This window comes from Mitsuokella jalaludinii DSM 13811 (assembly GCF_000702905.1).
Lineage (GTDB): Bacteria > Bacillota > Negativicutes > Selenomonadales > Selenomonadaceae > Mitsuokella > Mitsuokella jalaludinii.
The window spans coordinates 172,742-185,618 of the sequence record NZ_JNKR01000001.1; the positions used below are offsets into that span (position 1 = coordinate 172,742).

General features: G+C 55.5%; 10 protein-coding genes and 1 pseudogene. 2 read left to right on the top strand and 9 right to left on the bottom strand.

The genetic code is table 11. The features are described 5' to 3' along the window. Positions 1-46: 46 nt before the first annotated feature. From T518_RS00765 to T518_RS00780, 4 genes and pseudogenes are all read right to left on the bottom strand, one after another. Positions 47-2,515 carry a glycogen/starch/alpha-glucan phosphorylase gene (locus T518_RS00765; RefSeq protein WP_036373737.1) on the bottom strand — a complete coding sequence of 823 codons (2,469 nt, stop codon included), beginning with the start codon at positions 2,513-2,515 and terminating at the stop codon, positions 47-49. 115 nt (positions 2,516-2,630) lie between these two features. Beyond that, positions 2,631-3,737: a glucose-1-phosphate adenylyltransferase subunit GlgD gene (gene glgD, locus T518_RS00770; RefSeq protein WP_036373740.1), complete on the bottom strand. Its 1,107-nt coding sequence runs from the start codon at positions 3,735-3,737 to the stop codon at positions 2,631-2,633. 62 nt (positions 3,738-3,799) lie between these two features. Further along, a pseudogene (locus T518_RS00775) lies at positions 3,800-4,957 on the bottom strand (glucose-1-phosphate adenylyltransferase). Positions 4,958-5,406: 449 nt separating this feature from the next. Next, the gene (locus tag T518_RS00780) at positions 5,407-5,961 is read right to left on the bottom strand and encodes an N-acetylmuramoyl-L-alanine amidase (RefSeq protein ID WP_244881826.1); all 555 of its coding nucleotides are present in this window, start codon (positions 5,959-5,961) and stop codon (positions 5,407-5,409) included. A 271-nt stretch (positions 5,962-6,232) separates the two neighbouring features. Here T518_RS00780 and T518_RS00785 point away from each other — a divergent pair, with 271 nt between their 5' ends. Continuing rightward, complete coding sequence (locus T518_RS00785; protein ID WP_036373746.1) at positions 6,233-6,988, top strand: DeoR/GlpR family DNA-binding transcription regulator; 756 nt, start codon at positions 6,233-6,235, stop codon at positions 6,986-6,988. An 85-nt stretch (positions 6,989-7,073) separates the two neighbouring features. On the opposite strand, the gene T518_RS00790 is transcribed toward T518_RS00785, so the two are convergent. Beyond that, entirely contained in the window at positions 7,074-8,783 is a 1,710-nt protein-coding gene (locus T518_RS00790; protein ID WP_036373749.1) for an ABC transporter ATP-binding protein/permease, read from the bottom strand. Positions 8,784-8,925: 142 nt separating this feature from the next. On the opposite strand from T518_RS00790, the gene T518_RS00795 reads away from it, so the two are divergent. Next, on the top strand, positions 8,926-9,621 hold the full coding sequence (locus T518_RS00795) for a hypothetical protein (RefSeq protein WP_036373752.1): 696 nt from the start codon (positions 8,926-8,928) through the stop codon (positions 9,619-9,621). Between the two features lie 102 nt (positions 9,622-9,723). Here T518_RS00795 and T518_RS11930 read toward each other — a convergent pair whose 3' ends face one another. From T518_RS11930 to T518_RS00810, 4 genes are all read right to left on the bottom strand, one after another. Then, positions 9,724-10,005 carry a family 1 glycosylhydrolase gene (locus tag T518_RS11930; RefSeq protein WP_162177174.1) on the bottom strand — a complete coding sequence of 94 codons (282 nt, stop codon included), beginning with the start codon at positions 10,003-10,005 and terminating at the stop codon, positions 9,724-9,726. Beyond that, positions 9,941-10,681, bottom strand: a complete 741-nt coding sequence (locus T518_RS00800; RefSeq protein ID WP_345938738.1) for a GntR family transcriptional regulator — start codon at positions 10,679-10,681, stop codon at positions 9,941-9,943. Before T518_RS00800 ends, T518_RS11930 begins: the two co-directional genes overlap by 65 nt. Before the next feature lie 109 nt (positions 10,682-10,790). Continuing rightward, the gene (locus tag T518_RS00805; RefSeq protein ID WP_036373759.1) at positions 10,791-11,669 is read right to left on the bottom strand and encodes an ROK family protein; all 879 of its coding nucleotides are present in this window, start codon (positions 11,667-11,669) and stop codon (positions 10,791-10,793) included. 165 nt (positions 11,670-11,834) lie between these two features. Beyond that, positions 11,835-12,788: a type I phosphomannose isomerase catalytic subunit gene (locus T518_RS00810; protein WP_036373762.1), complete on the bottom strand. Its 954-nt coding sequence runs from the start codon at positions 12,786-12,788 to the stop codon at positions 11,835-11,837. Positions 12,789-12,877: the final 89 nt, after the last annotated feature.

Genomic DNA, 12,877 nt, shown 5'->3' on the forward strand with positions numbered 1-12,877 from the left:
TATCCCCTTGGAATCGGGCAGGGGCATAGCCCCTGCGATTCACAGCTTACGGGATCATGACCGGCTTGACCTGCCAGATTTCATTTGCGTACTCATCGATTGTGCGGTCGGACGAGAAGACGCCCGAGTTCGCGATGTTGATGGCCGAGGACTTCAGCCACTGGAAGCGCTTCTGGTAGCGCTTCATGATCTCGACATGCGCGTCAGCATAGGCATTGAAATCCTTGAGGATGAAGAACTCATCGTTTGCGCGGATCAGGTAGTCCGACAGTGACTGGAAATTGCCGTACGTGCCGTCCGTCAGCTGGTTGACGACGAGGCGCACGTTCTCATTCGTATTGTACTCATCCCAGGCAGAATACGTGCCCGTCGCATAGTAGTTGAGAACTTCCTCTGCCTTGAGGCCGAAGATCACACAGTTCGCGTCGCCACCGACCGCTTCGCGGATCTCGACGTTCGCGCCGTCGAGCGTGCCGAGCGTGATGGCGCCGTTCATCATGAACTTCATGTTGCCCGTGCCCGAAGCTTCCTTCGAAGCCGTGGAGATCTGCTCACTGACATCGGCCGCCGGATAGACGATCTCGCCGATGGAGACGCCGAAGTTCTCGATGAATACGACCTTGATCTTGCCCTTGATGCTCGCATCGTTGTTGACCTTGTCCGCGACGGCATTGATCAGGCGGATCGTCTCCTTCGCGATGTAGTAGCCCGGTGCAGCCTTGCCGCCGAAGAAGTACGTCGTCGGCAGCATGTCGAAGTCCGGATCCGTCTTGAGCTTGTGGTACTGGTACATGATGTGCAGGATGTTCATGAGCTGGCGCTTGTATGAATGGATGCGCTTGACCTGGATGTCGAAGATGCTGTCCGGATCGACATCGATGCCATTGTGCTCTTTGACGTACTTCGCGAGTCCTTCCTTGCGCAGGTGCTTGATGGCGCCGAGCTTCTCGAGGAACGGCTTATCCTCGACGTAGTCGTTGAGCAGGTCGAGCTGCTCCGGATGACGATGCCAGCGGCGGCTGCCGATGGTCGCATCGATGAGGTCCGAGAGCTCCGGGTTTGCGCCCATGAGCCAGCGGCGGTGCGTGATGCCGTTCGTCTTGTTGTTGAACATGCGCGGGTTGTACTCGTAGAAGTCGTGCAGTGTCGTGGACTTGAGGATGTCCGTGTGGATCTTCGCGACACCGTTGACGCTGTGCGAGCCGACAATCGACAGACGGGCCATGTGGACCATGCCGTCCTGGATGATGGAGAGCTCGTGGACTTTCTGCTCGTTGTTCGGATAGCGGTCGCGCACATCGATGAGCCAGCGGCGGTTGATCTCGTCGATGATCATGTAGATTCGCGGCAACAGCGGCTTGAACATGTCGATTGGCCACTTCTCAAGTGCCTCCGGCATGATCGTGTGGTTCGTGTAGGCAATCGTGTTCTTCGTGATAGCCCATGCCTCATTCCACTCGAGGCCCTCCTCATCAACGAGGATGCGCATGAGCTCGGCGACGCAGAGTGCCGGATGCGTGTCGTTGATGTGGATGGCGATCTTCTGGGCGAAGTCATGGATGTCCATGCCGACCTTCTTGTAGTGACGGACGATGCTCTGGACACCAGCCGAGACGAAGAAGTACTCCTGTATAAGGCGCAGGCGACGGCCATCGTAGGTGCTGTCATCCGGATAGAGGTAGCGCGTGATGCTCTCGACGAAGTTGCGGTACTCGTTCTTCTGGCGCATCTGTTCCTGCGTCAGGCGGCCGTAGTCGGAGAAGTCGCGGTTGACCTCTGCATTCCAGAGGCGAAGTGTGTTGACCGTGTTGTTGTGATAACCGACGATCGGCACGTCGTAAGGCACAGCCATGACCGTCATCGGATTCTCGTAGACGAGCTTGAGTCTGCCGTCCGGCATCTTCTTCATGTAGGCATTGCCGTTGAACTTGACATCGATGGCCTTATCCGGCTTGCGGTACTCCCAGGCAAAGCCGTTCTTGAGCCAGTTGTCCGGGATCTCGACCTGGTTGCCCTCGATGATCTTCTGCTCGAACAGGCCGTACTGGTAGCGGATGCTGCAGCCGTGGCCCGGCAGGCGGTGTGCTGCCATCGAGTCGATAAAGCAGGCGGCAAGGCGGCCGAGGCCGCCGTTGCCGAGGCCTGCGTCTGGCTCTTCATCGAACGTCTTGACGAGGCTGAGATCGAAGTCCTCCAGGACTTCCTTGACGGCCTCTTCGATGCCGAGATTGATGAGATTCGACTTGAGCAGGCGGCCGAGCAGGAATTCGATGGAGAAATAGTAGATCTGCTTCTCCTGGCGCTCTGCATACGTCTTGTTTGTCTTGATCCAGTTGTCGGAGATGAACTGCTTTGCGGTAGCAGCCACCGTCTGGTAAACCTCATTCTCCGTGAGGTCCTTGATCTCACGGCCATACATCAGATGTGCCGTGCTGACAAAACGAAGTTTCAGATTCTCCTTGAGCTTGTCAAACTCGCGGCTCTTCTGTTTCTGTTCCTTTGTTTCTCGTGCCAAAAAAAACACTCCCCTTGGCTTTGACTTACTTGATTTATAAAAGAAAAGCCGTCGTAAATGAGGTGCCAGCCCATACCTGCCAGCGCATTTCTATTTACAACGGCTTGTCTCAATCTTAGATCACCACATTTTTCGCAACGATCAGCGGATAGTTCTGAGCTCCCTTGAGCCACTTCTCCTTCGTGATCACTACGTTCTTATCACAGATGACATTTTCGAGCAGGGAATTCTCCTGCACGTCGCACTTCTGCATGATAATAGAATTCTTGACCTTGACACCCTTCTCGATGGTGACGCCGCGGAACAGGATGCTGTTCTCGACTTCACCGCGGATGATGCAGCCATTGGCAATCAGCGAATTCTTGACGACGGCAGTGTCCTTGTACTGCACAGGGACTTCATCCTTGACCTTCGTGTAAATGGAATTCTCGCCCATGAAGAGCTCTTCCCATACAGAAGGATTGAGGATGTCCATGTTTGCCTTGTAGTACGAAGCCGTCGAATCAACATGTGCGACATAGCCATCATGCTCATAAGCATAGATGCTGTACTCGTCCGAACGGCGGATGATGCCGTCGAGCAGCAGGTCCTGGCCGCCATGCTCGTAGCTGTAGCGGATCATCTCGATGAAGATGCGCTTCTCCATGAGGAAGACATTCATCGAGACTTTCGAGCCATCGTAGATGGCCGGCTTCTCGGCGATGTCCTCGACGAGCCCGTTCTCAGCCGTCTCGATGACAGTGCTGCGGCCCGCAGCTTCGTGCGAGGCCGTGTAGTAGACCATCGTGATGTCAGCATTCGTGTTCTGGTGGAAGCGCAGAAGCTCGTTGAAGTTGATGTTGTAGACGAAGCTGCCGCCTGCCAGCAGGACGTATTTCTGCGAGCTGTGCTCGAAGAAGTCGAGATTGTAGTAGAAGTTGCGAAGGTCACCGCGGCGGCGCGATTCCTCGTCATGCGGAGCCGGCAGGTAGAAGAGGCCGTCATGGCGGCGGGCCAGATCCCAATCCTTACCGGAACGCAGATGATCGAGGACGGAACGCGGTTTGTCCGGCAGCATAACGCCGACATTCTGGACGCCCGAGTTCACCATGCTCGACAGTGCAAAATCGATGAGGCGATAGCGGCCGGCAAACGGCAGCGATTCGACGACGCGACGGTCGGTCAGCTCTCGGATGAGGCTATTGTCCTCCTGAAGATTGATGATCCCCATTACTGTTTTCAATTTGATTCACTCCGATCTTCTGGTCTGTGTTCTGTTGTATCTATGAGGTTGAGCTGACAATCTTAGCCGGCCTGCTTGCTGCCTGCCGCTGTTGCGACAATCGTCTCGCCATCTGCGACGACCGTGATGGCACCCTTCTCACCCGTCACCTTTGCTCCTTCGCCGATCTCGCAATTCTGTGCGAGGATCGCATAGTCGACGACAGCATTCTCACGCACGACTGTCGACGGCATGATGACCGAATTGCGCACCTTTGCGCCCTTGCCGATGCGGACGCCTGGGAAGATGACCGAGTTCTCGACATCGCCGAGGATCATCGAGCCCTCGCTGACCATCGAGTTCTTGACCGTGGCATCAGGGCCTACATAATGCGGCGGCATCGAGGGATTCGAGGAATAGATCTTCCAATCGCCATTGAGCTCGAACGGCGGCTAATCCTGCAAGAGGTCCATGTTTGCCTGCCAGAGGCTCTCAATCGTTCCGACATCTTTCCAATAGCCATCGAAAGCGTACGAGTAGAGACGTGCTTTATCGGCAAGCATCTTCGGGATGATGTTCTTGCCGAAGTCATGGCTCGACGTCTCATCCTTCGCATCCTCTTCGAGGTACTTCTTGAGGAAGTCCTTGTTGAAGATGTAGATGCCCATCGAAGCGAGGTTGCTCTTCGGCTTAGCCGGCTTCTCCTCGAATTCCTCGATGCGGCCCGTCTTGTCCGTGTTCATGATGCCGAAGCGCGGGGCCTCATCCCACGGGACTTCGATGACACCGATTGTGGCCTCAGCCTTATTGGCCTTGTGGGCATCGAGCATCCAGGAATAATCCATCGTGTAGATGTGGTCGCCCGAGAGGATCAGGACGTACTCCGGGTCCGCCAAGTCGATGAAGTTCAGGTTCTGGTAGATGGCATCTGCCGTGCCGCGATACCAGTCCGCACCTTTCTCGCGTGCATACGGCGGCAGAATGAAGACACCGCCCTCTTTCTTATCGAGATCCCAGGCACTGCCGGAAGCCAGGTAATTGTGAAGCTCGAGCGGACGGTACTGCGTCAGTACACCGACCTTGTCGATGCCGGAATTGGCGCAGTTACTGAGTGGAAAGTCAATGATGCGGTACTTCCCGCCAAACGGGACGGCCGGCTTTGCGATCTTCTTCGTCAAAGCGCCAAGGCGGCTTCCCTGTCCGCCAGCCAGTATCATTGCTAAGCATTCTGTCTTTCTCATACAAAATCCCCCTTGGATATACTCAGCAAGAACAGCCTCCCCTTACATCAATACGCCGCTCTTGCCGATCGTGCACTGTCAAAAAAAGATGGTGCTCTGTCAGTATACCTCTTTTATCAATGATTGCAATACCATTTTATTTATCAATGAATTACGTAATATTTATGAAACTAATCGCAGTCACCTTGCTTTCTGTGAAAAACCATGAGAAAACCGCAAGTTTTCCGTTAATTCGAGAAAATCCAAGGGAACAGTTGCGCCTGCCGCCCCCTGATTTCCCGATCCATCCAGAAAACTTCTTTGTATATTATGTAGGTTCTATGAAAACGAAAAAAATCCTTCATGTAAATCGCAATTTTTCGCACTTTTTTAGAAAAAAAATAAAAAGACCGTACCAGCCAAAATGGCCAGCAGGTCCTGTCTGCATTTTCCCATCCCGCATGCATCGGTCAGTAGAGTGCCGCTGCTCCGCGAATGATATCGGGCAGCATGTCGTAGAGATTCTGACCGGGGCAGGCCGTCGCATTGAAGTCACGATGGCCGAAAATCGTCGAGCGCGATGGAGCAAAGCCGTAATTGCGGCAGAGCGCAGCGAGCAGCCGCTTCGCGGAGGCCACCTGCGCATCTTCCGGCATGTAATCTTCAAAATTCCCGACGATGTTGACCCCGACTGTGTGTTCGTTCTCCCCGTAGCAGTGCGCACCGACCGTGTCCATCGGCCGCCCCTGCTCGATGGAGCCGTCCTTGCGGATGAGGAAGTGATAGCCGATACCCGCCCAGCCGTTGGCCAGATGCCATTGATGAACCGTCTCAGCCGACACGTCGGCATTCGTGTTGCCAATATGGTGCACGATGATTGCGTCCGTCACACGCCGATTCGTCAGGGATCGAAAAGAAAGATGCGTCTGGCGGATGGCGACGCCCGGCAGTACGTTGCCGCCATCCTGCCAAGCTGCTTCTGCAACCTGTTTGGCGATGACTTCCGGTGCTAGAGCTAGTCCCATCCCCATGATCATCATATTCCGAATAAAATCCCTGCGCTTCATCGACTGTCATGCCCCCTGTAATTTTATTATTTTACTACGGCCATCTGAAAATCAGTAGAAAGCATTGATGCTGGCCCTGCGCACTCTCAACTCCACCTGCAACAAACAATATCACACATGTATTTTGCTTTGTTTTATTGTATTATGCCCAAAAACAACGTATAATAAAGAATAAAGAACAAATAAACCGACATTTGTCCAAATGAGTCCACTCAAAAGGGGGAATTTCATGTTAGGATTAGAACGAAGACAGCGGATCATGGAGAAAATCCGCCTGGATCGGAAAGTATACGTCTCTGACCTCGCGCAGACCTTCAAGGTGACAGAAGAGACCATACGACGCGACCTTGAGAAACTCGAGGGGCAGGATCTCCTGCGGCGCAGCTACGGCGGCGCCGTCATCACGGAGAGCACGAGCGAAGACCTCTCCTACAAGCATCGCAGTGCCATCAACAGCGAGAGCAAGCTCGCCATCGCCGAGAAGGCCGCCCGCCTGATCCAGGACGGCGACACCATCATGATGGATTCCAGCACGACGTGCCAGGCCCTGTTGCAGCGCCTCAAGGGCCAGAAGGACGTCACCGTCATCACCAATTCCATCCGCCTCATGAACGACTTCATGGGCAGCGGCTTCAAGATGATCTGCACGGGCGGCACGATGCGCGAGAGCTCCTGCGCCCTGACTGGCACGATTGCAAGCCAGACGCTCGAGAAATACTACGTCGACTTCACCTTCATCAGCTGCAAAGGCATCGACCGCGAGAAAGGCATCATGGAGTCAAACGACAGCGAGGGGCGCATCAAGAGCGTCATGATACGCCAAGCCCGCAAAGCTGTGCTGCTCATCGACCACTCCAAGTTCGACAGGACCGCCTTTGTCAAATGCGACGACTTCTCCCACATCGACACCCTCGTGACGGACGAAAAACCATCCAGCGAATGGCAGTCGTATCTCGCCGACAACCACATCAACCTGATTTTCTGAACATCATCATATCACACGAATGCATGAAAAACGAGCAACCCTGCTCCTCCAGAATGAAGGAACAGAATTGCTCGTTCTCTCTATATCAGGCTGTGACAGGACGGCACTGCCAGCTGCCGTTGCCTGCCAGATGGAGCTCTTCCTCATGCTGGGCAAAGAGCGTGGAGCGGTGGCCGACGCTGATGATGCCGGTATGTGGCAGTTCCTTGCGCATGAGCTCGTACATTTCCTGCTCGCGCGGCTCGTCGAGTGCCGACGTCGCTTCGTCGAGGAAGACCCAGTCGGGCTTGACGAGGAGGACGCGGGCAAAGGCGAGGCGCTGCTGCTCGCCGAGCGAGAGGATGCGGCTCCAGTCGTCGATATCATCGAGGCGCGGGATAAAGTCCGCCAGGCCGACCTTGCGCAGGACTTCCTTGAGGTTCTCCTCAGGGCCCGAGGCACTCAGCGGGTAGTAAAGGGCACGGCGCAGGCTGCCGAGGGGCAGATATGGGCGCTGCGGCAGGAAGAGGATGCGGCTCTTTTCCGGAATCTCAATCCTGCCTTGGCCATACGGCCAGATACCAGCGAGCGTGCGCAGAAGCGTGCTCTTGCCGCAGCCGGAGGCGCCCGTGATCAAGAGGCGCTCCCCTTCCTTGATGGTCAGGTTGCAGTCAGCAAGCAGCACGCGGCCATCCGGCAGCTTGACGTCAAAGTCGCGCACGACGAGCGCATCCCCGGAAGCCGTCTCACGCTTCACCTCATCCTCGATGTCCGAAGCGCCTTCCATGTGGCGCGTGAAGCCCGAAAGACGGCGGATGACTGCAGCGAGCTGTGCGATCGTATCGTAGACCGAAACGAAGTACGAGAGCGCATCCTGCACGCGGCCGAAGGCCGAGGACGTCTGCATGAGGCCGCCGAGCGTCATGACACCGGCGAAGTACTGCGGCGCCGCCATGACGAGTGGCACGATGATGGCCAGCTGGCCGTAGCCGTTGACATAGAAGTTCAGGAGCTTCGTCCGACGCATGAGCTGCCAGTAATTCTTGATGACCTTCGCGAAGCGCTCCGCGAAGCCGACGGATTCCGGCTGCTCGCCGCGGTAGAAGGCAATGCTCTCGCTGTTCTCGCGCACGCGCATCATATTGAAACGGAAATCTGCCTCATAGCGCTGCTGGTCAAAGTTGAGCCCGATGAGCTTGCGGCCGACGAAGTGGACGCCGATCGTGCCGAGCACCGAGTAGAGCAGCGAGAACCAGAACATATAGCCGTAGATGACGAACTCGTGGCCTCCGATTGGCACGGTGAAGGCGCCTGAGAGATTCCAGAGCACGACGCCGAAAGCGCCGAGCGTCGTGATCTGCTTGAGCATGCCGATGAGCAATTGCAGCGTCAGCGAGACAAACTGGTTGATGTCCTCGCTGATTCGCTGGTCCGGGTTATCCGTATCGCTGCGCAGGACCTGCAGGCGGTAGTAGACCTGGCCCTTCATCCAGTCGTCGAGGTAACGGTTCGTCATCCAGGTCCTCCACTTGATCTGGAGCATCTGGCGCAGATAGATTGCGTAGACCGCGAGGATGATGTAGAGGAAGGCAAGCCCCGTGAACTCCCCGATGAGCGGCCAGAAAGATTCCGCCTGATACTGCTGCAGTGCGTTATAAAAGACATTATACCAACTATTGAGGCGGACGAGCAGATAGACCGACGCGAAATTCAGGCCAATGACGAAGGCCAGGAGCCCCCTCGCTTTCCACTTCTCCTCTGAATTCCAGTATCCGCGGAAGAGATGCCAGAAATTCTTCCAAAACTTTTGCTTCAAATTATCACATCCTTAACGAATCTCAGTATAACGCGTTCCCTGCTTCCCTGCAAGGCCGCGCCATTGTCTTTCCGGCAAGCATTTGCTAGAATAGCATTATGTGCAGTATAAGACAAAAATCTGAATTTCCGGAGGTGGGAACATGCTCATCTACATAGGCGCGGCCATCGCAGTCGTGCTGCTCGCACTGCTCTACCACTACATCCCCAGCCGCAAGATCTTCTTCGCCTTCTTCTTCGTGCTCTGCGCGGCCAGTGCCATCGTCTTCTTCGCTTGGCCTTCGCCGCACCGCAATGGCGATGCCGTCATCAGTCAGGAGATGCGCGAGGAGCGCCAACAGCAGCAGCAGATCTTCGCCGGATGGTACAAGGATTATCAGAAGGACATCGAGGACCTCGACCGCAACTGGCAGCGCTACCACAAGATCCTTGCGGACTTCAAGGCAGACATCATCAGCATCCAGACGGCCTACCTGCGCCTCTCGCAGCTCGAGAAGGACAGCCAAGCGCTCGATACGCGCATCGCGAGCCGAACGCCGCCGCTCGCCCTCAATGATACCTGCTACGACCAATCCATCGAACTCGTGCGCAAGGCACACGCCTATGCCGAAGCCCAGCACCGCGCCATTGCGCTGACGCGTGCAGCCGCCGACCCGGCCAACCTGCGGACCGATGACCAGGAAGAACAGAGCCGCATGCTGCAGGCCGTCATGATCCGCGAATCGCCGCCCGCCCTCTTCATCGCCGACGAGATCGCGGCCATCCGCAACTACCTCGCTCTGCCTGAAGAAAACGTCGCGGCAGATATCGCAGAAGACGCCGCAGCAGAACCACAGTGAACCCTTGCACGGTTGGTGCAGACAGAGAAGCCCCCGGCTCACGAAAGACGTGAGCCGGGGGCTTCTTGCAGGAATCAACAAAAACAATCAAGAGCGTGCGCTTCAGAACCCATTCTGTGCAGCGACTTCGCGGAACCAGCGGCCGGACTTCTTGATGGTCTTCATCTCATCTGCCGTCGCATCCCAGAGCACGCCGTCGCGCGCCAGGACCTCGACGAACTTCTCGGGGAAGACACCCTTGACAGCGGGGTCGAGGAAGGACTTATAAATAAAAAGAGCAGCCCTCTCGGCTGCTCTCTTCTGCTTGTTCAGGCTGCGTTCAGCGAATGCTGACGACCCGGAATACCTGTTTGTCTCCGCGATGGTGTGCCTTGGAGTACTCAAAGGCACGTCCATCGTCGAGGAATGCAATCTGCTCGACCTCCAATATCGGCATCGTTCCATGATCGATACGAAGCAGTTCCTCTTCCTCAGGCGTTGGCAGAAGGGCGCGGATGAAGCGGTGTGCTGACTGGATCTTGAAATGAAGCTGCTCCTCGATATAGCGGTAAATCGAGTGTTCGAGCACCTCGCGCTTGATGCCTGGGATCAGCTCGATGGGCATATTCGTGTACTCGATGACGACGGGATCCCCGTCCACCTGGCGCAGGCGCACGATATCGTAGACGAAGTCATCCGTCGTGATGTTGAGCTTCTCCGCGACCTCTGCCGTCGGATGGATGATGTCAAAGCGCACGACCTTCGTCGCAATTTCATGCCCTTCGAAGACCTTCGAGAAACCTGAGAACTGGTTGGCCATGCTGATATCGTGGACATCCTCACTCGCAAGGCTCTTGACAAAGGTGCCCGATCCGCGCCGCTTGACAACAAGGCCATCCTTGACGAGCTGGTCAACAGCCTTCTTGATCGTAATGCGGCTGACGCCGTACTGCTCACACATCTCACGCTCCAACGCAAGCTGTTCCCCTGCCTTATAGACACCCTCCTGAATCTGATTGCGCAACTCATTTGCTATTTCCTGGTATTTTACCATAACACACATTCCTCTACAATAAATCATATCTTTTATTTTTTATTATATAACATATTTATTATTTTATCAAGAAAAAGATATAAAACAGCGGCCCCTCAAAATGAGGAGCCGCTATGGGACATCCACCCCCCTAAGGTCATTTCGTCTGCAGGAAGTGGCGCACCGCGCCGATGAGATTCGCATCGTTGCCAAACTCAGCCGTGCGGACGTCGGGGCGGATTCTGGCGACCTTAACGCGTTCCAAGATCGCATCGATTGCTTCCTGGATGGCAGGAACGAAGTCCTCACGGGCACTGATGCCGCCGCCGATGACGAAGCATTCCGGGTCGTACGAGTACTGGATGTTGTAGATGGCGCGTGCCAGAGACTCTATCATCTGCTTGACGGCCTTTGCCGCCTCCGCATCACCCTCTCCGGCCAGTGCAAAGACCTTGCGCCCATCGAGGCTGTGGTCTGGAAGACCTTTCAGTCGCTCGCAGAGACGCGCGATATTCTCTGTCGAGCCAGCGGTGCTGAGGATTGTGGCACCATCGTCGCCGACCATGTAGCCGAATTCACCGCCGTGGAGATGCGCGCCGTGGTGAACGCGGCCATCCTTGACGATGGCGCCGCCGACGCCACTGCCGATGACGAAAAACGCGACATCCTTGCAGTCCTTGGCGATGCCAATCCAAGTCTCGCCGAGCGCCGCGCAGTTCGCATCGTTCTCCATCGCGACGGGCAATCCGAGCACATCTGCCATCGCTGACTTGATGTCAAAGTCATGGATGTACGGGATAGCGCTCGAACCACCGATGACGCCACGGGCATCGTCCACTGCACCGGGCATGGAGAAGGCTGCGCCGCTGAAAGCATGCCCCTTTTTGAGTTTCGCCTTCGTCTGCCTGAGCCCCTCGTAGAATCCCTCGAGGTCAGATGGCGTCTTGAACGAGCCCTTATCCTCAACCGTTCCATCTTCCTGCACGACAGCGTACTTCACGCTGCTGCCACCGACGTCAAAAGCTAGAATTGCCATACTCAACATCCTCTCAATAAACATTTTTTCTATTTCATCGTATTTATTATTATAATAAAGCATCTAACTAATGTCAACTATAAAATATATCTTTTGTATTTATAACAAATTATATAAAAGACACCTTTTCACTGCGGAAAAAGTGTCCCAAAAGCAAATCCTATTTTATATCTTGCTGAGGACCAGGCGTGCCTTGCCCATCAGCGTGTAGGCACCGAGGCCAGCAGGCAGGAAAGAAGTCTCCCCCTTCTTGAAGGTCAGCTCCACATCACCGGCCTGCAGCTGCACGCTGCCGTCGAGCACCGTGAAGCTCTGGAACGAATCCTCGCCAGCCGTCAGATGGCTCGTGCCGTCAATCTCGAGCTCATAGACGGTGAAGTACTCGCACGATGCGAGCAGACGGGCCTGGGTATCCACAAAGATATCGATGGGTGCATCGAGACGCGGGCACTCCTTGACGGGCTCGAGGTTCGTGACGTCGATGGCCTTCTTGACGTGGAGCTCACGCGGCTTGCCGTCCTTGCCGAGGCGGCCATAGTCATAGACGCGGTACGTCGTGTTGGAATTCTGCTGGATCTCGCAGATGATGATGCCCTTGCCGATGGCGTGCAGTGTGCCCGAGGCGATGAAAAAGACATCCCCCTTGTGAACGGGTACCTGGTTGCAGACCTCGAGCAGCGTGTTATCGGCGATGCGCTTCTCGAATTCCTCCTTCGAGATGGCGTGCTTGAAGCCATAGATCAGCGTGGCGCCCGGCTCGCAGTCGACGATGTACCACATCTCCGTCTTGCCGTACTCGCCTTCGACACGCATGGCGTAATCGTTGTCCGGATGGACCTGCACCGAGAGGTTGTCCTTCGCATCGATGAGCTTGATGAGCAGCGGGAAGTACGGGAACTTCTTCGCGTGCTCGCCGAGGACAGCGGGGCCCGCCTCATCGAGATACGACTTGAGCGTGCGGCCCGCCTCCGGACCATTCTCGATGATGCTCATGCCATCCTTGTGGCAGGCGAGTTCCCACGACTCCGAGACCTTCTCGAGGTCCGTCTTCTTGCCGTAATCCGTCTTGAGCTTCGTGCCGCCCCAGATGTAATCCTTGAGCGGTGCCTGTAATTTCATTGGATACAAATCATCAACCCCCCTATGATGTCGAGCAAACAAGCCATTCTTCATGACTCCGATGCAACTATGCCTCTATTATACGGAAT